The following is a 20,766-nucleotide window of genomic DNA, read 5'->3' as shown; positions in this document are numbered from 1 at the left end:
CTTTTGGTGTTAAGTGAAAGGTGATTTGATTTTACTAAAATAAAGAACTGCTAGGTTATGCACAGTTCTAATTTTTTGACTTGCTAAAAAGGTTGATTACTACCTTTCGTTTTTATCTTGATATAATATTACTTTTAATTTAACTGACTCGAACCCATCATTTCAGAGGCGTTCATAATGATCACTAAGGCATTTTCATCATGCTGATCGATGATGTTTTTCAAGCGTGGAATTTCACGCGACCCGACAACAACAAACAATATTTTTTTGTTTTTATCTTCAGCTAAGTTGCTGGCATTTAAAATACTGCCACTGCGCCCTAACTCTTGGGTAATTCCGCTGCCAATGCCTTTGGCATTATCTGAAACAATATGGACAATTTTCTGAATTGGACTGCCGCTCAGTACTTTATCAATTGTTTTTGAGGTTACGTAAATACTTAGCAAACTCCACAGCGCTAACTCTATGTTTTGATATATAATTGCGATAGCAATAATCACCAACATATCCAATGCTAAAATTGCTTGAGCAGGTTTAACGGGAGTATAGTGCGAGACGATTTTGGCAATGATGGTTGTGCCGCCTGCCGATGCTTGGCCTTTTAAAATTAAGCCAATGCCAGCGCCTAAACAAATGCCACCATATAACGCAGACAAGATCAGATTATCGACGCCAATAAAGTCAAAATAACGCGGTAACAGCGCAATTAATAGCGAGGTCACGGCGATTGAAAATACCGTACGCAGCGCAAAACCTATGTCGATAAATTTAAAACCGGCGAGTAGCATAGGTACATTAACGATGATCATTGCAGCAGCAACGGGGACATCACTAATGTAGTGAATTAGAATCGACATGCCCGGCGTGCCGCCAGTCGCAATTTGTGCAGGTATTAAAAAAAAGCTCATACTAAAAGCTAAAAAAGCTGAGCCTGTGGTAATTAACAACAAGTTTTTAATTAATGGCAATAACGGTGTTTGCATAGTATTGGGGATCTATTTAGCCTTAGCTAATTCTTGGTAATGCTGGCGCAGTGCTTGGGCAATTTGGGTTTTTACTTCAAGAGTAATTTCTGCAACTGCTTGCTTTGGCACCACGTCTAATAAGCGAATTAATAATTGCTGCAATTCTAGCTCAGAATTGTTTGCCCAAGTTTGCAGTAGATCACGATTAATGTGTGAAGGTAGTGAGGCTAAGGTGCCAATATCGTTTTGATCGTGAATTAATAGGCCAGCGGTAGTGCCTTTATCTAAAGTTAATACTTGGAAAAAGTATAAAGTGTGATAATCAAGTTGTTGCTGTTTTTGTATCGCAGTTGCAGGTGCAACAGCGCGAGTTTTCTTGGTTAGAATATCGATGTAGCAATCTATGGTTTGCCTACCAAACTCAATGGCATAATTTTCGGGCGTATTTTGGTCGCCGACAAAACCTTCTAAATAGAAATGACAAACACCGCGATGCTTGTTCAGTGCTGGAATGTAAAAATATGCTTCGCCTTGTTCAAGCCCGCTCTGTAAATGTGGACCGGCAGCTTGTGTTAGCATCGCTAAAAACTGATCGGTATCGGCTTTATCTTCTATCGACGGGTTTAAATCCGCCATAATGCGCCAATAGCTTTTGCCATTTTTTAGCTCAGTCCAACTAATATGCATATGCATCGATGGCGCTAAAGGATGTTCAGGGTGAATAATGGTTGATAGCGCAGTGGCTGATGAAAAGGCTTTTTCCGGCATGTCTTGATACTGAATTTGCGAAACATTCACCGAGGCGCGATTAAATAAGCCATTTTCTTGCGCACCAAATCGTTGGCCACCACCGTGTTTACCTTCATCGCGTAGCCATTCGAATGTGCTAAAAGCGGTGGGCTTATTGGCGATTTCTGCGGCTTTTTGTAATTGCTCAACAAAATATTTTTGTAAATGACTTAGCTCGGTTAATGCTGATTGGGCACTGGCGGAATTGGCTGCTACTCTCATAATTTTTGATCTTATTTTCGTGAACTACTTTTTGAATTAATTTATTGGCATTATTAACAAGCGTAAAAGCGGCAATATAGCATAATTGTCGCTTTTGCGCGTGGTGAACATGTATTAAATCAAATTGGTATGAAAGCTTTAAGCAAAAGACATAATTAAGAGCGAATAAAAACGCGAGTAAAGGAGATAACGAAAAAGAGAATGAAAGTACGGATGTAATATTTCACTAGTTGACCCTTATTTAAAAACCGTTAACTTCTAACCTATGATTAAAGAAAGGGTTTACCAACAAGCAATGAGTTTTGCCTGTTGGAGCAACTATAACCAATAGTTAGAGGCTAAGTATGTTAGAAACTATCTCGCAGAATATTCGTGCCTTAGGTGCAGTACTCGGACAAACCATTGCTGATGAAAAAGGCCAAGATTGGCTTGATAATGTTGAGCATGTCAGGCTATTAGCCAAAGACGGTGTCGCCGGCGAAAATAAAGCGGTTGAACAACTTCAGCAATTGTTTGCACAGTGCGATAACGATAAATTGTTGATTTACGCGCGTGCTTTTAGTCAGTTTTTAAATTTAGCTAATATTGCTGAGCAGCAACACACCATTAGTGAACAAGGCTTAGCTGAGTTAGATTTGCCGCACCCATTGGAGTCGCTGCAAGAAAAACTAGGTGATGTTGACCCAACATCGTTTGCGCAAGCCATTGATAAATTACATATTGAGTTAGTATTAACTGCTCATCCGACCGAAGTAAATCGTCGCACTTTTATTCATAAATATCATGAAATTGCCGAGCAATTGGTCAATAGCGACGCCGAATTAAATCCGCGTATCGAAGAGCTTATTGAGCAAGCGTGGAATACCGACGAAATTCGCCATCAACGCCCTACACCGCTTGACGAGTCGCGTTGGGGTTTAAATGCGATTAGTGACAGCTTATGGTTTGCGGTGCCAACTTTTGTTCGTGAACTTGACCAACTTTGTCAGAAAATTACCAACAAACCACTGCCGTTATCAGCAACACCAATCACCATGGCGAGTTGGATGGCAGGCGATCGCGACGGCAACCCATTTGTGACGGCAAAATTAAGTCAGCAAGCCATTATTAATGCGCGCTTAATGGCAGCGGAACTTTATCTTACCGATTTCAAAAATCTCTATTTAGAATTGTCGATGCACAAAGCAACAGACCAGCTTTTAGCAGAAGATGTTGATAATGTTGGTCCATATCGCTGCATCTTGAAGCAAGTCATTAAAAAGCTTCGTCATAGTATTGCGCTGTTAAGTGAAGGCGAGTGCCAAGGTGCATTAGCAAGTCCAGACGAGTTGCTTACACCGCTTTACCAGTGTCGCGATAGTCTACTTGCCGTTGGCTTAACCCGCAGTGCGAATTCGTTATTGCTTGATGTGATCCGTAAAGTACATTGCTTTGGTATTTCATTGGTTAAGCTTGATGTTCGCCAGCACAGTGAATTTCATGATCAAACCATCGCTGAAATTGTTGCCACACTTGGCTTAGGCGACTATCTAACTTGGAGTGAGCAGCAACGTTGTCAATTTTTACAGCAAGAAATTGACAATCCTCGCCCGCTATTGCCAGAGCACAACTGGAGTGAACAAACCCAAGAAGTGCTCGATACGTTTAGTTTTATTGCTAAGCAGCCTAAAGAAGTCTTAGGTATTTATATTATTTCAATGGCGAGTCGTGAAAGTGACGTGCTTGCGGTAAATCTATTAATGAAGGCGACAGGCATTACTTGGGACATGCCAATTGCGCCATTATTTGAAACCCTAGATGATTTAAACAATGCTGCTGATGTTATCGATGTTCTACTTGCCAATAAGGCGTATAAAACTCGAGCACGTGGTGCTCAGCATGTCATGATAGGTTACAGCGACTCTGCTAAAGATGCCGGCGTTTTAGCAGCGGCATGGGCGCAATATCAAGCACAAGAAAGCTTAGTGGCTATTGCAGAAAAACATAAAACCACTTTAAAACTATTCCACGGTCGTGGTGGTACTATCGGTCGTGGCGGCGGACCAGCACATGCTGCGATTGCATCTCAACCACCGGGTACTTTAGACGGTGGTTTGCGGGTAACCGAGCAAGGTGAAACCATACGCTTTAAATTTGGTTTACCTAACTTAGCTGTGCGCAGTTTGCATTTATATGCCAGCGCAATTTTAGCGCGATTAGTAAAACCACAAGCGGCGCCAAAACCACAATGGCGCGCGCTGATGGACGAAATGGCGGCGCGTAGTTGTGAAATTTATCGAGACTATGTTTGTCATCAACAAGACTTTGTTACTTATTTCCGTCAAGCTACGCCAGAGCAGGAATTATCGTCTTTGCCCTTAGGTTCAAGACCAAGCAAGCGTAAGTCTGATGGTGGTATTGAATCACTTCGTGCTATTCCTTGGATTTTTGCTTGGAGTCAAAATCGCTTGGTGGTGCCAAGTTGGTTAGGTTTTGGTCAAGCACTGGCTGAAATTGGAGAGCAGCAAAGTAGCGTGATCAAAGACATGTTGGAAAACTGGTCGTATTTTCGCGCTAGAATTTCGTTAACCGAAATGGTGTATTTAAAAGCGGATCCGGTTATATCTCAACTTTACGACAACACCTTAGTGAGCGCAGAGTTGCAAAGCTTAGGTACTGAACTTAGATCGCAGTTAGTTAAAGACAAAGAGAAGGTGCTGCAACTGCTTGGGCAAACCGAGTCGTTAGAAAGTGACCAGTGGAATCGTACCTCGTTTCAGTTGCGTCAGCCGTACTTGCTACCACTACACTTACTACAAATAGAAGCCCTTAAACGTCTTCGTTGCCAAGATAAGGCCTCTAGTTGTGAGCAATTATTAATGGTGACCATGACAGGTGTTGCAACGGGTATGCGTAATACCGGTTAATTTTTTGCTGACTTAGTTTAGGCTTAGCTCAATTTGCTAAGCCTAGCTAGCCAAACCTAATTGACTAAACCTACTTAGCTCAAACTACTTTGTTATAATTGAACATGTTGCTTAAATAGCGGTAAATATTCATCACTTCTGTGGCTAACCAAAACAATAGTACTGTGTTGACTTGCCGCTATTTTTTCTAAAAAGTTAAGTACGCGATGGCGATTTAATTCATCTAACCCTTGTGTTGGTTCATCAAGTAATAATAACCACGGCGCTTTCACTAACGCGCGCGCAATAAGTATTAGTCGTTGTTCACCATAACTTAATTGTTGGAACAAGCAATTAGCTTGCTCTGCCATACCCACCATAGCTAACCATTGTTTGGCAATGTCGACGTCTTGTTGGCTAATTTCACTGTAAATACCAATTGAGTCGCTAAACCCTGACGCAACTACGGTTAAGGCATTGCAATTTACGCGATACGCGCGATGCATTTCTGAGCTGACAATGCCCATGCTTTTTTTCAATTGCCATATGCTTTCACCACTGCCACGTTGATAGCCAAATATGTTCACGTCGTTGCTATAACATTGCGTGCAGTCACCAGTGATCAACTGAACAAGGGTCGATTTTCCTGAGCCATTAGGACCCGTGATCAAGGTATGTTGTTGCGGCGTAATGGTTAATGAAAAATCTTTGAGTGCTGCTTTGTTGTTGTACGTGACGGTGCAGTTATTCATTTCGACTAAATTTGCAGGCAATTCTTGCTCGGCATCTTCAGGTGCATCGGGCCACTGGCTAGCATCAAACGGCACTGGCGATAACAATTCATCAATGGCTTTTTGGGTATCAGCACACGACAAATCACCTAATGTGGACAGTTTATTACGTTCAATAAAAGCGATTTTGTCACACCAAGTAGGAATGTCTTGGCGGTTGCTTAACAGCAATAAAATATTAATACCTTGGTTTGAAATGGTATGTAAGGTGTCTGACAACGCTTGGCATGAGGCAACGTCTAAACTGTCAAAAGGGTTATCACAAATTAATAATTCACAGCCTGAAAATATCGCCTCTAGAATTAACACCTTGCGACTTTCGCCCGTACTTAGCTGGCGATAACCAGTGGTTAACTTATGTTCTAAGTGCAGTTTTTTAATGAGTGGATGATCAAGTTTATCAGCAGGTAAAAAATCTTTAACCTGTCGACCTATATCTGCTTGGTTAAGTTCGTTAGTGCGATCCATTTTTAATTCATGTTCAAAAACCGCTTGTTGCGCTTCAAACGATACTAAACGTACTTTTTCAGCAGGTGGCAAGGATAAGGTTTCTGCTTGAATATTGGTTAATTCACCCAACAACAGCTGATCTATGTACTGTTTGCCTGAACCATTTCTCCCTAAAATACACCAATGTTCGTTGGCTAAAACTTGCCATTCGCTAATGGCTAAATGAGGATGTTGCAGCTGTTTAATGGTGATCATAGTACTTGGCAATTAGTCGGTGATTAAGGGCTAGTAGCTTATAACAAAAATTACGCTATTGGTGAGTTTTTCTAGCTATTTAGCATAAAAAAACCTCAATACTTTGCCAGTATTGAGGTTTTTATTGATTGCTGTTGACTAGGTTTTCGACTTAGCGAAGCCGAAATAAGCTCGTGCAGCCAGCTAATTTTTTGGCAGTTAATGGTTTGATAGTTATGCTTGTTTTTTAACGCGTAACAACATAAATAACAACGCCAAGGCAAACATTGCCAAGCTTGCCGGCTCTGGTACCGGTTGAGCTGATTGTGCTTCAACTACATTGCCATTGCTATCGGTTGTTTCAAAGTAGCCAATAGTGGTTGTCGGTGCTGCGTCCATTTGTGCGACAAATGTGGCACTACCTAACTTAAAAGAGCTTGTTAGTTGGTCTTGCCATAAATCAGCAAATTCAACTTGCACGGTTAATGGTGACAAACCAATAAAATCAAACGCATCGCTATACCAAGTATTGGCGATAACCTGGTCAGTAAAAGTAAAATCACTGAACATAAATTGGCTATCGTCAAAATCAAGATCAAATTCAAGCCAAGCGATATCGGCATTGGCATTATTAATAAAAATATCCATGGTCACTATGTCGTTTTCAAGATAGCTGACTTGGTCAAATTCCGTGCTGATCAAAGAAGCTGAGGCAGAAACCGGTAAAGACAACAGTGCCGTAACGGCGATTATTTTTTTAAGTAAGGTAAGCATTATTTCACTCCACAGCGGTTGTTAGTGCATAGTTTGGTTAAGTAGCGAGTATCGCGGCGATCAACGTTGCCATCGTTATTTAAATCAAATGCTAGCGGTAGAGTTGTGCCATTGCGCAGTGCAAAATTAAAGGCGCGTATATCCATAGCATCGATATCGTCGTCGCCGTCAAGATCGCCTAAAATACGTAAACGCGCATCTAACGGGAAGGGATCGTCGCTGTCGGCAACGCCATCGTGGTCATCGTCTAAATCAGCATTGTTGCCAATGTTGTCGTCGTCTGTATCTAGCCATTCGCTGGCATCTAAGGCAAATGCATCTTGGCTATCTTCATGACCGTCGTTATCGTCGTCGCTATCAAGGTTGTTACCGATATTATCGTTATCGGTGTCTAACCATTCACTCGGGTCGTACGGGAATTTATCACTATTGTCACCGTAGCCATCACCGTCGGAATCTATAGTTTCATCTTTGTCGTAAGGAAAGGCGTCGTCTTCGTTTAGCACTAAATCGCCGTCAAAGTCATCTTCAAAACGATTGCGCGTACCATCGCCATCCATATCCCACGCTTTTTCTTGTGCCCAGTCAGTGCCCGGTCGACCATTAAGCAAACGCGCTTCTTCTCGATACAAAGTTAAGGTGTCGTGCTCAAGCGCTAAAGCGTCTGAGCCTTGAATATCGGCTGATGAAATATCATAGTGCCAGCGACCTAAAAAGCGTGATCCTGCAGTTTCGGCACTATCGGCTGACGCCATTAATACGGGTGCCATAGGTTTTGTTTCGCGGCGCGCCATATCACCGGTTGGCGATAACGGCAGATCACCATAAATGGGGTTGCTATTGTTGCGATTGCCCGCTTCAAAGTCGATAAGTGCGTCGGCTTGCAATTGAGCTAAGTGGCTGTCAACAATGAAATATTGTGAAGAAGGGCCAATGTCAGCGCGCGGTTCATCTATGGTGAAATCGAGTTTGATTAAACCGTCGACTTTGATATTTTCAAAGCGTCCACGTTGAAAAACCTTTGAATCACTTGAGTTTGACATTACTGCAAAGGCACTGTCGGTAGCAGTGATGTTAGTGGCATGAATATCTGAGATAATTTTTTCATGCGATTTTAGAAATAATGCCGCCATACCGTCGGTATTATGAATGTTAATTAGACGAACTTCGGCGATATTGCCGACTTCTGGACCGGCGCGATTTAACCAATCGTTTGACTTACCACTACCGGGTTCTAAACGGATCGTTAAGCCACCTTCAGCAGTTAAGTCTTTCATGTAAATGCGCTTGCCACTAAAAGGCTGAACTAAGGCGTAGCCGGTGTGAACTTCGTCAGAGCTCGCGTTAACGATTGCACCTTTAAACGAAATGCGATCGTAGGTTGAATTGTGCCATTCTTTACGATTATCGCTATCGGCGACAATGAATACTGACGGGAAAATGGTGTAATAGTCATCAATATGGAAATGCGACAAAGCGTAGTTGTATACGTAGCCAACACGAAATGGAATGGCATTACGTTTCTTCACTGGACGATTGACATTGATGGTAAATTTTTCCCCTTGCACCATCGAAGTCACTTCAATATTTTGCTGACGTTCGGGCAATACCCAATTTGACGCGCCACGCCCCATATCAAATAGAACTTTTTCCATCATATCGATAGTGGCTGCAGGGTCGACTTCTACTCGCACATTGTTTTTAAGTTCAATGTGACCTAAACGAAAATGCTCACCCACTAATTGCACCACGCCACCATTATGCTCTAACGATGCAGCATCTATTGCAGCTTGCACTCGCGCGGTTTGCTCGGCCCATGTTTCACCGTCGATGGCAGTAATAATGGTTGGCTGTGCATCGTCGACTAAGTTGGTGAAATACGCCTTACCTTGGTCGATGATACTTTGCTGAAATTCGCCGGCTAGCGAATCTGCGAATGCATTAGCACTTGTTGCTGCTAGAGCAACAGCAATGCTGATTTGCGATAGTTTAGTTGTAATCGAATGCTTGTTGTTGTTTTTCATCTTCATCCTTATTTACCTGAGCTCGGTTTATACACGCCGTATAGTGAGGAGATCATCACTTCAGGTTATTTATTTTCGTTTTTGTGTTTTGGTTTTTTGCGAAACTTATCAAGGTGATTAAATTTCGCTCATCAATATACGATCAAATGATATCTATGTAAACATATGATGTTTTGTTTGTGTTTTTAGTATAGGAAAGTTAAAAATCAACAGCAACCTATTTACTAACTAATCAATAAGTTGCTGTGTAACAAAACAGTTTGAAACGACTAGGCGTTATTTGGCAATGAACTCTGTTGATTGCACAATTGAGCCACCGTTTTTATTGGTGCCTTCTATTGCATGTTGGCGGTAAAGTACTGGGTTTGAAAAGGTAACATCGCCTGCATCTTTCCCTAACAATTGAAAGTTGATGTCACTGTCTGGTTGAATATTGGCATTTATATCAACTAAGTAGCGGCCGCCAAATTTACGATAACGTTTGCGCAACGTATTTGTTGAACCTTGATCAAGTGCTTCTTGTGAAGCTTGCATTGGTGCTTCAATGCTAGCGCTTACAAACTTGCCAATTTGGTCTGTTCTTTTTACGCGGTTATTGCCCACATCAGTTGCTGAATATGCCGAGGCGATTGCGATCGGCGCAATGGGTTGACCTAACCAGCGAGAACCTGAGCCATCTCTTGGCAGTTGATAAAATTGAAAATTACCATTAGAAGGGTTTGAAACGGTATCTCGAATGCCGTTACGAGGTAAGAAATAGGTTCCAGCTTTGGTGATATCAGATCTAAAACTGGTATTATTAACAATGTGTTTTACCGTGCCATTAATTTCGGTGCTGGTGAAGTAACCGCGGGTAAAGCCTATATCTTGATTATCGACCCAAGTTGGCGCTGAACCTGAGTCAACCCAAATAACAAAAGTAGAGTTAGTGCCCTTTGATAAGCCCTTTATTTCAATGTTTTCATTAATTTTGGCGTGCGGCTTTAAGAATATGGCGGCAAAACCACCGGTATTACTAATGTTTTGCAAAACAATATTCTTATAGGCGCCTAGTCTAGGTCCGGCACGATTTAGTCGGTCGGTGGCAATGCCGCTACCCGGCTCAATGCGAACGGTTACGCCACGAGTTGCAGAAATATTTTTCATATACAAATTTTCACCACTAAAAGGCTGAATTACTGCATAACCTGTGGCAATGTTTTCGCCGCTAATATCTTGAAAATAACCTTTGTTCGGAATACGGGAAAATGAAGTATTGTAGCTAACATTTCGATTGAGGTTGGTACCACCAGGATCGCTTTTTACGCCGGATTTTCCATCATCATCAGCCACTAAAAAAATATTGGGTGTTTGTGAAAAGTTGTCTTTTTGATGCAATCTAGATACAGAAAAATTTTCAGCATAGCCAATACGAATTAAACGTTTATCAACAAAAACAGTATTAGTATTTACATCAATAATAAAACGATCATTCTTGCTTGCATTGGTTTTTGCACCCGTTGTAGTAATTTCAACATTTTCTATTTTTGCTGAATTTCCGCCATTTTTGCCAAGATCAAAAAGAATGTTTTGGTTCATTTTAAGTACGGTGTCAGGTGCTATTTCTAAACGAACATTCGACGGCATTTTAATGCGATTTAGGGTGTACGTACCTTTTTTAATTACGACAACGCCTTTAGCTGCTGAAGCATTGTTTAGTGCGGTTTGAATTTTTCCTGTACAAGCCGCTGGTGAAGCGTTGCTATTGCTGGTGCTACAAGAGCCGGTATTGTCGATAGTGCTAACGACAGTATTAAAGACTTTATTAGAAAAATATTGCCCTTTGTTGCCGATGCTATCAGCTTGTACAGCGGCACTAAAGCTCAGCATCCCGAGCGTTGTAAGTAGTATTTTTAGGTAACTTCTCTTGTTTATAACTTGTTGTTTTATAGTAACTTCCATTATCGTTTCCTTATTATTAGTTTAAAAAAAAGCCCTTCAATACCTAATTGTATTGAAGAGCTTAAACGGGGAAGAAGGTTAAAGTGGGTTTTAACTCCACACAATCGGCATAAATACCGTCATTTCTGCGGTACCACGGTTACTCCATGCAAAGTACGGCACCAATTGTGTTGTCATAGTTTGCCATTGCGGTTTACTCACTGCGTTGTACATGTTCTCTTTTGAGGTGTTTTTACGCAGCAATAACTCGGTTTCAATGGTAGAAATACCGCCCAAGAAATTTTCTTGATGGTTGATTTTAAGTTCACTATCGCCCGAAAGGTAAACGTCGAGTACGCTTTTATCTTCGGGTAAGTCAGGTGATTCAACACAATAAACAATTGGACCACGCTTTACGGCCACTTGGTTGCGTACTTCTTCGATACGAGGGTGACCTTCAATAAAGGTTGCTTCCATTGGAATATCGAGGGTGATCACGTCGCCCTGCTGCCACTGTCGGTTTATGATGGCGTAGCTTTGTGGTGTTGCTGCAACATCAGCTGGTTTACCGTTTATCGTAATTGTTGCTTCTTTAGCCCAGCCCGGAATACGTAAAGCAATATCAAACGCTTCGTTTTTACAGGCATCAACCGTTAACTTCACTAAACCTTTCCACGGATATTCAGTTGCTTGAGAAAGCTTAATGGTTGAACCGTCTTGCAAGGTGGTGGCTAATTGGTTGCCGCCATATAAATTAACGTAAACGCCATTGTCTGAAATACTGTATGCCCAGCCTGAAAGGTTAGAAATGGTGCGTACTAAATTTGGCGGGCAACAGAAACAACTTAAATAACCTTCACGATTTGGCGTTTCTGTTACATCGGCATGGGCGTCATAGTTACGTGTATTGTGTAACATGCGCAGTGGGTTAGCGTAGAAGTAGTCTTTACCTTCAACACTAATGCCCGACAAGCCACTGTTGTGCATTACTAGCTCAATAATGTCGGCGTATTTTGCTTGTCCGTGAATGCCTAACATTCTAAAGCTAAACATGGCATTACATAAGTTGGCACAAGTTTCGTTATAGGCAGTCAGGTTTGGCATCATGTAATCGTCGATGAAACCTTCTTCAATCATATCGCGGTTTGCCGACGCGCCGTAATGGGTTTGACCCACGGCACCGGTGGCGTACATTTTTTTCTGGGTAACACTTTCCCATAATCTATCAAGGGCGCTAATTAGTGCCGTTTCACCTGTTTCAGCATAAACGTCTGCCGCACCTGCGTAGTAATAAAGGGCTAAAACTGCATGACCTACTGGCTCGGTTTCTTCACGTAGTGGCGTGCGCTCTTGCACCATGTCACCAATAGGATAACCGACGGTTGTCGCATCGTGCTTAATTTCAAAGGTACCACGGCGATCAATAAATTTTTGTGCCAGCAATAAGTACTTTTTATCGCCTACGCTGCGGTATAACTCAACTAAGCCCATTATTTGGGTTTGGTTGAAACCAAAACGTTGGAAGTGTTTAGTATCTGGATAGAAAATGGTGTACAGCAGGTCAGCATGTTTAATGGCAAGGTCTAAGAAATTGCGTTGCCCGGTTAAGCGAAAATGTGCACAAGCACTAATAAATAAATGACCGGTGTTGTACATTTCATGATACTTACGGTTTTCGTATCTATCAGCGTCGTCACGCAATTGAATTTGTGTTTGCAAATAACCATCAGGCTCTTGTGCTTTAGCAAGAATGTCGATGTATTCATCAAGCTCGGTTAATAACTTAGCGTCTTTTGAAAGTGCATAAGCATAGGTTTTTGCTTCCATAAACTTATAAAAGTCACCATCGTGCCAATACATGCCTTTATGTTCGCCGTCTTTAAGACCTGCTGCTATTTTGAAATTGTTTAGCGCATGGCCAATATCGCCACATAACACATCGCCCATGTAAGGGATCATAACGTCGATTGCTTTTTGTGTTTTCTCTGCCCAAAAGCCATTGGTCCACTGACAATCACCAAAATTTGTCGCTTTTAGCTTTACATGGGGACTTGCTGAATTTGCCAAAATGGCTTTGTCTAAGTTAGCTGGAACACTCATTATTTACCTCGTTCTTAATTTCTTTATTGCTACAGCACTTGGTTAATAGTAGCTGATCAAGTGCTTCTTTATCTGTTTGCGTTAGCGTGAGTAACCAATAGTGACTATTTTTTCTAAGCTATACTTACGCAGTTTTTTAATTCGTCTTTATTAAAGCTAAATTAACTATTGTGTTTTGAAACTTTTAAACATAGTATGTTTAAAATGATCTTATGTACAGCCCATAGTGTAAAATTATGAAAAATAATTCTGACCGTCGTGTTACCCAGTATTCCCTCATCGCTGCTTTTGGTGGCTTTGTTTTTGGCTTAGATGCTGCCAATATTTCGGGTGCCATTCGTTTTGTGAGTTCAGTGTTTGAATTAGACAGCTTGCAACAAGGTACGGTTGTTGGCTGTGCTTTATTAGGTGTTATTGTTGCCTTATTTTTTACTGGCCACTTATGTGACAAATATGGTCGCTCAAAAATGCTGTTAGGTATTGGCATAACCTATTCATTATCTTCATTAATTTCTGCTACAGCGGTAAGCTACGAAATGCTTGTAGTTGGGCGCTTTATTGGTGGTGTTGCCTTTGCTTCGATAACCGTTTCAGCCATGTATATTGGTGAAATAGCACCGGCTGAAAAGCGCGGTAAATTTGTCTCCATTAATCAATTTATGATTGGTTTAGGCTTATTACTCGCCTTTATTGTTAATTACTTTTTATTACTGGCGATGGACGGTATTAGCTGGATCACCAACGAAAATGTTTGGCGTATTATGTTAGGTGCCGAGCTCATTGCGAATGCGGTTTGGGTTGTTTTATTGTTAAAAATTCCAGAGTCGCCACGTTGGTTGGTGATGAAAGACCGCAGTGATGAAGCGCAAAGCGTTTTTGAAAAAATAGCGCCAATTGAACAAGTAGACGCGCTAATTAGCCAAGTTAAGCAAAGTCTACAAAGCGAACAAAAGCTCGATACCCTTGGTCAATTAAAAGAGTTGTTTAGTGCGCGGATGAAATTTGTGCTGTTTTTAGCGGTGTGTTACGCCATAGTGCAAGGCGCCACTGGCATGAACGCAGTACTCTTTTTTGCGCCTATGGTGTTTGAGCAAGTAGGTATGAGCGTTGAAGATACCTTTATGCAAACCATCACCACTGGTGTAGTTGGTTTAGCGGCAACCTTAATTGCGATTTCCTTGGTGGAAAAATTAGGAAGGCGCTTTCTAACCATTGCGGGATTGTTGTTGGTGGTTGTGGCCCATGGCGCTACTTGGTACGGTTTTAGCCAAGCCAGTTATGTGTTTGATGAACAAGCAACGGCTGCCGTGGTTGCCCATCTTCAGCAAGAAGGTATCGATCAAAATAAAATTGAGCGCTTAGCGGGAAAAACCTTTACTAGTGATGTTGCTTTAAAAACTGAATTAGCGCATATATTTGACAAAAAAGAGCTGCCATTAGTTAGCGGTGCCATTATCAATGCTAGTATTATGGGTGTTAATGCCGCCTTGGTTTTATTTGGTATATTTGCATTTTTAGCTGCATTTAATATGTCGATTGGACCCATAATGTGGGTAATATTTTCTGAAGTATTTCCAAACTCCGTGCGTAGTGTCGCGTTGCCGTTTGCCGCGTTAGTACAAACGATTTCTTCATGGTCAATTCAGCAATTTTTCCCGTGGCAACTCGATAATATGGGGGTTTCCGCCATATTTTTAATTTATGCCGTACTCGGTTTAGCTGGCCTTGTCGTAATGTGGTTTGCGTTACCTGAAACTAAAGGTAAAACCATAGAAGCAATTGAGCTTGAGCTGGCCAAAGCATAGGAAAATAGAATGAATCAAGTAAGTTATTTAGTTATTGATTGGGGCACCACCAACTTTCGTGCTTTTGCATTGAGTGCTAGCCATAAAGTTATCGATATTAAAGAATTAAACTTAGGCTTTTTAAGTGTCGAAAATGGCAAGTTTGCAGAAACCTTGCAGGAAATGTTGGCAGACTGGCTACCCGAATATCAACACTTACCTATTTACATGGCAGGTATGGTTGGCTCGAAAAAAGGTTGGGTGAACGTACCTTATGCTGCGACGCAAGTTAATCCAGCACAATTAGTAGAATCAGCGCATAAATTCCAATTACCTTGGGGACCACAAGCGGTCATTATGCCAGGAGTAAAACATCAACTGCCAAACGATAGGTTTGATGTAATGCGTGGTGAAGAAGTGCAACTATTTGGCTTAAATAACCTGATTAACCAAAGTGAATTTACCGCAATACTACCGGGCACACACAGCAAACATGCGTTAATGCGTAATAATAAAATTATCCAATTTTCGAGCATATTAACGGGCGAGATATTTTCAGTACTGAGTAAACATTTATTTCTCGCCAAAGACGTGGTGAGTGATATTGAATTTGATCAACAGGCCTTTTTAAAAGGCGTTGCCGAATCAAAAGGTGCCAAACTGACGAACAGTATTTTTCTGACCTGGACCCATCGTTTATTTGACCAATTAAACGAGCAACAAGTGCCTGATTATCTTTCAGGTATGTTGATTGGTTATGAATTACAAGATCTGCAAGCTAAACAAGTCTATTTAGTCGGCGGAGACAAACTAACCCATAGATACCAATTAGCTTGTCATCATTTTGGTATCGAGAGCATACCTATGTCAGGCAATGACTGTTTCCTTGAGGGTATGAACATTTTAATACAGGAACTCAACCATGACCGCTAGTTTTGAGCTTAGCAATCACCTACCTTTAATTGCGATTTTACGTGGCGTTAAGCCCGATGAAGTGATTAATGTGGCAAATATTTTGGTTGCTGAAGGCTTTACTATTATTGAAGTGCCGCTAAACAGCCCAGATGCCTTAACCAGCATCAAATTATTAGTCGAAGAATTTGGTGACCGATACTTAATTGGTGCCGGCACAGTGACCACATCAGTGTTGGCAGAGCAAGTGATTGCAACCGGTGCAAATTTAGTGGTTACGCCAAACTTAAATGAACAAGTAATGAAACTTGCGGTTGATGCCGGCTGTGCAACCTTTCCTGGCGTTGTTACCCCAAGTGAAGCCTTTAAAGCACTTGAACTTGGCGCTACCGGTTTAAAATTATTCCCGATTTCTATGGTAGGACAAGAAGGCTTTAAAGCGTTGAAGTCAGTATTACCTCCATCAGCCTTGTGTTTTCCGGTTGGCGGTATTGAACCGTCGGTTGATAGTATGAAGCCTTATGTTGATATTGGCGCTGTTGGTTTTGGTTTAGGTTCAGCCTTATATAAAGCCGGTATGTCAAACGAGGAAATTCGTAATAATGCGCAAGCTTATGTCAGTAGCTTTAAAAGTTGTTGATGAAAAAACGTGCTGTGATAGTTATTTAACCTTGCTAAAGCCCGACAAGACTGTAAACTACAAACATACTATGTTTAATTTATTGTTACCTTAGATAAGTCCCCAAATTATGAGTGAGTTAGTTTATTACGATTTAAAACGTGCAACCAAGATGACACCTAGCCTTTCGGTACAAGTTGCCAGAGAATTAGGTCGCCGTATTGTTGCTGGTACATTTGAACCCGGTACCTTAATTGATGACGAAAATGCCCTTGCAGAACGTTTTCAAGTAAGTCGCGTGGTTATTCGTGATGCAGTGAAAATACTCGTGGGTAAAGGGTTACTTGACGTACGCAGAGGCATTGGCACTAAAGTTCGTCCACGCCATGAGTGGATTTTATTAGATGACGATGTGTTAGCTTGGCATATTACTGCACCGCCAAATGAAGCCTTCATCAGCCAGTTAATGGATGTTCGTTTATCGTTTGAACCAAAAGCTGCACGTTGGGCGGCTGAACGCGCAAGTAAAGAAGATTTAAAAGAAATTGAAGATGCGGTAATTCGCATGGAACAAGAAGAAGGCACTATTGAAAAATTTGTTGTTGCTGACGCCCTTTTCCATAAAGCGGTATTACGTGCAGCTAACAATGAATTTTTAAACGCGATGGAAGGTGTTATTTACTCGGCGCTATTAGTTAGTGTTCGCATTACTAACCAAGACCCGCGTAAAAATAGCGATTCGGTTAAATTTCATCGCGATGTGTATCAAATGATCGCCTCGGGTGATGCCGAAGGTGCTGAGCGCTTAACGGAAAAGTTATTAACGGACGCGATCAGACGACTAAAAGAAGCGTTTGGCGACGACTTTCGCGAATAGCCAGTCTTAAAAAATCTTATTTGATAAAAACGCTACAAGGTATTTGTGGCGTTTTTTGTTTTTAGGGCGTGTTAAATGTATGTCTCACTTACCTGTTTGCGCCTTTACATATTTTTTACACAATATTAGCTAATAAATATAGCAATTCAGGTTTTATTGTTAAACATAGTATGTTTAAATAAATCACATCTTAAATAGGCATTTGCACATGGTGATCAAAATTCGCAAGGGAATTTGGTTCAGCTAACTGCACTTTGCCAAGACGAGAACAATAAAATGAAAAATAAAACAACACTCGCGTTAGTTAGTCTGGCGTTAAGCACACTACTGTTAGGTTGTACGGCTAATGCCGATGTTAAAACAACGGCGACACCTGCTAAAAAGCCTAACGTATTAGTATTGATGTTTGATGATATGCGTTTTGACTCCTTTTCTTATCGTGGCGGCCCTGTACATACGCCTAATATTGACGCATTAGCTGCTGAGTCAACCCGTTTTGACAATGCCATGACCACCACAGGGCTTTGCTCACCTTCGCGTGCAGCGATGTACACCGGTCGTTGGGGTCATAAAACTGGTCTTGATGATAATGTAGAGCTGTATCATTCCCGATTATCAGAGCTTGATTTAAAAGAAGGTGGTTTAATCAAACGTGCATCTGAGGCCGGCTATCTCGTTGGTCATGTTGGCAAATGGCACTTAGGTGCTCGTGGCACAGAAATGCGCGGCGCAGAAATAGACTTGAGCCACGGTCATGAACCGCGCGAGCGATTTAGTCGCCAATACACCCCTTATGCCAAAGTGGCGCAAATAGAAGGTTATAAAAACGGCAAGCTCGATAAAAATAATGAAAAGCACGAATATTGGTTAACCTTACCGGGCGGCTATAAAGATACAAACGCTTATAAAAAAGTGCTTAATGGTCAAAAAATGCTGAAACAAGTGGCGAAAGATGAGCGTCCGTTTTTTGGTGTGATCAGCTTTAATCAACCTCACCCTGCTTACCGCGTGCCAGAACCATATGCCAGTATGTTTGACCCAAGCAAGGTTGAATTACCGAGCAATCATGGCGTAAAACGTATCAACAAACCCCTTGCTCAAGATGGTATTTGGTGGCCTTGGCATGATGTCAGCCACATGTCGGAAATGGATTGGCGCAAATCGCGAGCTTATTATTATGGCGCAATTGCTATGGTTGATCGCATTGTTGGTGAGTTATTGCAAACGGCAAAAGATGAAGGTATTTACGACGATTTACATATCGTATTGCTTGGCGACCAAGGCAGCATGTTAGGTGAACATAACCTTTACGACAAAGGTCCGTATGCGTACGACGAATTAATGCGTATGCCGTTACTTATCAAAGATCCTAAGCAACAATCGCGCACCGTCACACGTCAAGTGTCAATGTTAGATATTACGCCGACACTCGCCCAGTGGATGCAACTACCGGCTGACGGTGAAGTCGACGGGCACAGCTTAATACCACTTATTGAACAAGGCGACCAAGCGGAGCAAGGTCATGCCGACACTGCCTTGTATGCGTATGAATGGTATAACGGCTCTTGGTTTGGTATTCGTGCTGTGCGCACACCTGAGCTGAAATTTGTTTGGAACCCCGGAGACAATCGCGATGAATTATACGATTTACAAAAAGACCCTGGCGAAGTAACCAATCTTATTAACAATCCTGCCTACAAAAAGCAACGCGCACAGATGGTGCAATTGCTCAAAGCAGAATTAGCACGTGTTGATGATCCTTCGTTAGCAAAACTGGAATATCACGCAAAAGCGTATTTACGCTAAGTTTACTTGGCAATAGTCAAACTTACGATTATCTGCCGAGCATCGGCTTGGCCTAGAGGTTAATAATGAAAATTATCACGTTAAAAAGCATCTGCGCGTTAGCTGCGCTTTGTTCACTTAGTCTTTTTGCTAAAGAAGCACCAAGACCTAATATTTTGTTAGTGCTCACCGACGATTTAGGCTATGCCGATGTTGGCTTTAATGGCAATACTGAAATTAAAACGCCACAACTTGATCAACTGGCTAATCAAGGCGTGGTCTTTGGTTCAGCCTATGTTGCTCACCCTTTTTGTGGACCAAGCCGCGCCGCATTAATGACCGGTCGTTATCCGCATAAAATCGGTGCGGATTTTAATTTACCGGTAAATGGCTCATCTACTGGCATCGACGTTAACGAACAATACATCAGTAAAACGCTGCAACAAGCGAACTATTACACTGGTGCAATTGGTAAATGGCATTTAGGTGAATTAGCGCCATATCATCCCAACAATCGTGGTTTTGACGACTTTTATGGCTTTTTAGGCGGCGGACATCAGTATTTTCCTGACAAATATCGTCCACGTTATCAAGCGCTGAAAAAGCAAGGACTGCAATACATCAACGATTATTTAAAGCCATTAGAGTTTAACGGTAAAGACGTTAGAGAAACTGAATATATTACCGATGCTTTATCGCGTGAAGCAGTGAACTTTGTTGAAAAAGCAGCCACAAATTCACAGCAGCCATTTTTCCTTTACCTTGCTTACAATGCGCCACATGTGCCGTTAGAAGCTAAAGCAGAAGACTTGGCAAAATTTAGTCATATTAAAGATAAAAAGCGTCGTACCTATGCAGCGATGGTTTATGCGGTAGATCGCGGTATCAAACGTATTGTTGATTCCTTAAAAGCCACAGGACAATATGAAAATACCTTAATTGTATTTTTAAGCGACAATGGCGGTAAAGTCAGTCAAGGCGGAGTAAATAAACCACTTAAAGAAGGCAAAGGCAGTGCCCATGAAGGCGGTCATCGGGTACCAATGTTTGTGCATTGGCCGCAAGCAATCAAGCAAGGTAAGCACTATCAATATCCAGTATCTGCGTTAGATCTCTACCCTACTTTTAGCCAACTTGCCGGCGCAATCCTGCCGCCAAATAAGCAACTTGACGGTAAAGATATTTGGCAAGATGTATTAAACGGTTCCAATGCCCGCTCTGGTGAAAGCTTATTTATTATGCGCCATCGCTTAGCGGCACACGATATTTCAGTAAGGCGTGATCAGTTTAAAGCAGTACGCACTAAAAAAACCGGTCAATGGCAGTTGTTTGATATTGAAAATGATATCAGCGAACAGCATGACTTAAGCGACAAACACCCATTAATTTTGCAAGACATGGTTAACGATGTTGCGCATTGGGCGTGGTCAAATAAGCCGCCACAATGGTTTCATATTCATCAAGAAGGTGATGAATGGCGTAAAGCAGATATGCCACGATACGGTGAAATGTTCTCGATAGAATAAGCTGAGCATAAGTTTAAACAATCATTCACTCGCATTTATCGCCTAAAGCCCAGCATATTACGCTGGGCTTTTTTGTTTCTGAAATACCTTGTATGCGCTGTTTTGCCAA

14 protein-coding genes are annotated in these 20,766 nt (G+C 41.7%); 7 read left to right on the top strand and 7 right to left on the bottom strand.

What is annotated here, in order from left to right; all coding sequences use genetic code 11:
• Positions 1-134: 134 nt before the first annotated feature.
• The gene (locus ACRRSQ_RS18990; protein WP_440877355.1) at positions 135-983 is read right to left on the bottom strand and encodes a YitT family protein; all 849 of its coding nucleotides are present in this window, start codon (positions 981-983) and stop codon (positions 135-137) included.
• Positions 984-995: 12 nt separating this feature from the next.
• Positions 996-1,976, bottom strand: coding sequence for a coproporphyrinogen III oxidase (locus tag ACRRSQ_RS18985; protein WP_440877354.1), 981 nt, complete (start codon positions 1,974-1,976; stop codon positions 996-998).
• Positions 1,977-2,320: 344 nt separating this feature from the next.
• Between ACRRSQ_RS18985 and ppc the strand changes: the two genes are divergently transcribed.
• Positions 2,321-4,882 carry a phosphoenolpyruvate carboxylase gene (ppc, locus tag ACRRSQ_RS18980; protein ID WP_440877353.1) on the top strand — a complete coding sequence of 854 codons (2,562 nt, stop codon included), beginning with the start codon at positions 2,321-2,323 and terminating at the stop codon, positions 4,880-4,882.
• A 92-nt stretch (positions 4,883-4,974) separates the two neighbouring features.
• Here ppc and ACRRSQ_RS18975 read toward each other — a convergent pair whose 3' ends face one another.
• The 5 genes from ACRRSQ_RS18975 to ACRRSQ_RS18955 form a co-directional block, all read right to left on the bottom strand.
• On the bottom strand, positions 4,975-6,357 hold the full coding sequence (locus ACRRSQ_RS18975; protein ID WP_440877352.1) for an ATP-binding cassette domain-containing protein: 1,383 nt from the start codon (positions 6,355-6,357) through the stop codon (positions 4,975-4,977).
• A 213-nt stretch (positions 6,358-6,570) separates the two neighbouring features.
• Positions 6,571-7,110: a PEP-CTERM sorting domain-containing protein gene (locus tag ACRRSQ_RS18970; protein ID WP_440877351.1), complete on the bottom strand. Its 540-nt coding sequence runs from the start codon at positions 7,108-7,110 to the stop codon at positions 6,571-6,573.
• On the bottom strand, positions 7,110-9,134 hold the full coding sequence (locus ACRRSQ_RS18965; protein ID WP_440877350.1) for a hypothetical protein: 2,025 nt from the start codon (positions 9,132-9,134) through the stop codon (positions 7,110-7,112). Before ACRRSQ_RS18965 ends, ACRRSQ_RS18970 begins: the two co-directional genes overlap by 1 nt.
• A gap of 276 nt (positions 9,135-9,410) precedes the next feature.
• Positions 9,411-11,075: a hypothetical protein gene (locus ACRRSQ_RS18960; protein ID WP_440877349.1), complete on the bottom strand. Its 1,665-nt coding sequence runs from the start codon at positions 11,073-11,075 to the stop codon at positions 9,411-9,413.
• Positions 11,076-11,165: 90 nt separating this feature from the next.
• A complete protein-coding gene (locus ACRRSQ_RS18955; RefSeq protein WP_440877348.1) occupies positions 11,166-13,154 on the bottom strand; it encodes a glycoside hydrolase family 127 protein in 1,989 nt (662 codons plus the stop codon).
• 236 nt (positions 13,155-13,390) lie between these two features.
• Here ACRRSQ_RS18955 and ACRRSQ_RS18950 point away from each other — a divergent pair, with 236 nt between their 5' ends.
• From ACRRSQ_RS18950 to ACRRSQ_RS18925, 6 genes are all read left to right on the top strand, one after another.
• The gene (locus tag ACRRSQ_RS18950; RefSeq protein ID WP_440877347.1) at positions 13,391-14,959 is read left to right on the top strand and encodes an MFS transporter; all 1,569 of its coding nucleotides are present in this window, start codon (positions 13,391-13,393) and stop codon (positions 14,957-14,959) included.
• Between the two features lie 9 nt (positions 14,960-14,968).
• On the top strand, positions 14,969-15,871 hold the full coding sequence (locus ACRRSQ_RS18945) for a 2-dehydro-3-deoxygalactonokinase (protein ID WP_440877346.1): 903 nt from the start codon (positions 14,969-14,971) through the stop codon (positions 15,869-15,871).
• The gene (locus tag ACRRSQ_RS18940; protein WP_440877345.1) at positions 15,861-16,490 is read left to right on the top strand and encodes a 2-dehydro-3-deoxy-6-phosphogalactonate aldolase; all 630 of its coding nucleotides are present in this window, start codon (positions 15,861-15,863) and stop codon (positions 16,488-16,490) included. Before ACRRSQ_RS18945 ends, ACRRSQ_RS18940 begins: the two co-directional genes overlap by 11 nt.
• 109 nt (positions 16,491-16,599) lie before the next feature.
• Positions 16,600-17,346, top strand: coding sequence for a FadR/GntR family transcriptional regulator (locus ACRRSQ_RS18935; protein ID WP_440877344.1), 747 nt, complete (start codon positions 16,600-16,602; stop codon positions 17,344-17,346).
• 276 nt (positions 17,347-17,622) lie between these two features.
• On the top strand, positions 17,623-19,152 hold the full coding sequence (locus ACRRSQ_RS18930) for a sulfatase-like hydrolase/transferase (RefSeq protein ID WP_440877343.1): 1,530 nt from the start codon (positions 17,623-17,625) through the stop codon (positions 19,150-19,152).
• Between the two features lie 65 nt (positions 19,153-19,217).
• Complete coding sequence (locus tag ACRRSQ_RS18925; protein WP_440877342.1) at positions 19,218-20,657, top strand: sulfatase family protein; 1,440 nt, start codon at positions 19,218-19,220, stop codon at positions 20,655-20,657.
• The last annotated feature ends 109 nt before the right edge of the window (positions 20,658-20,766 follow it).

Origin of the sequence: Thalassotalea sp. PLHSN55, assembly GCF_052030545.1 — a bacterium.
Taxonomy (GTDB): Bacteria; Pseudomonadota; Gammaproteobacteria; order Enterobacterales; family Alteromonadaceae; genus CANMXU01.
Note: the sequence above shows the minus strand (reverse complement) of the source record. Positions and strands in the feature narration are given on the sequence as shown.

Excerpts from the sequence above, each read along its gene's own strand:
- ACRRSQ_RS18975 (WP_440877352.1), bottom strand. The coding sequence starts at position 6,357 with ATGATCACCATTAAACAGCTGCAACATCCTCATTTAGCCATTAGCGAA.
- ACRRSQ_RS18960 (WP_440877349.1), bottom strand. The coding sequence starts at position 11,075 with ATGGAAGTTACTATAAAACAACAAGTTATAAACAAGAGAAGTTACCTA.
- ACRRSQ_RS18945 (WP_440877346.1), top strand. The coding sequence starts at position 14,969 with ATGAATCAAGTAAGTTATTTAGTTATTGATTGGGGCACCACCAACTTT.
- ppc (WP_440877353.1), top strand. The coding sequence starts at position 2,321 with ATGTTAGAAACTATCTCGCAGAATATTCGTGCCTTAGGTGCAGTACTC.
- ACRRSQ_RS18925 (WP_440877342.1), top strand. The coding sequence starts at position 19,218 with ATGAAAATTATCACGTTAAAAAGCATCTGCGCGTTAGCTGCGCTTTGT.
- ACRRSQ_RS18970 (WP_440877351.1), bottom strand. The coding sequence starts at position 7,110 with ATGCTTACCTTACTTAAAAAAATAATCGCCGTTACGGCACTGTTGTCT.
- ACRRSQ_RS18985 (WP_440877354.1), bottom strand. The coding sequence starts at position 1,976 with ATGAGAGTAGCAGCCAATTCCGCCAGTGCCCAATCAGCATTAACCGAG.
- ACRRSQ_RS18950 (WP_440877347.1), top strand. The coding sequence starts at position 13,391 with ATGAAAAATAATTCTGACCGTCGTGTTACCCAGTATTCCCTCATCGCT.
- ACRRSQ_RS18940 (WP_440877345.1), top strand. The coding sequence starts at position 15,861 with ATGACCGCTAGTTTTGAGCTTAGCAATCACCTACCTTTAATTGCGATT.
- ACRRSQ_RS18965 (WP_440877350.1), bottom strand. The coding sequence starts at position 9,134 with ATGAAAAACAACAACAAGCATTCGATTACAACTAAACTATCGCAAATC.
- ACRRSQ_RS18930 (WP_440877343.1), top strand. The coding sequence starts at position 17,623 with ATGAAAAATAAAACAACACTCGCGTTAGTTAGTCTGGCGTTAAGCACA.
- ACRRSQ_RS18955 (WP_440877348.1), bottom strand. The coding sequence starts at position 13,154 with ATGAGTGTTCCAGCTAACTTAGACAAAGCCATTTTGGCAAATTCAGCA.
- ACRRSQ_RS18935 (WP_440877344.1), top strand. The coding sequence starts at position 16,600 with ATGAGTGAGTTAGTTTATTACGATTTAAAACGTGCAACCAAGATGACA.
- ACRRSQ_RS18990 (WP_440877355.1), bottom strand. The coding sequence starts at position 983 with ATGCAAACACCGTTATTGCCATTAATTAAAAACTTGTTGTTAATTACC.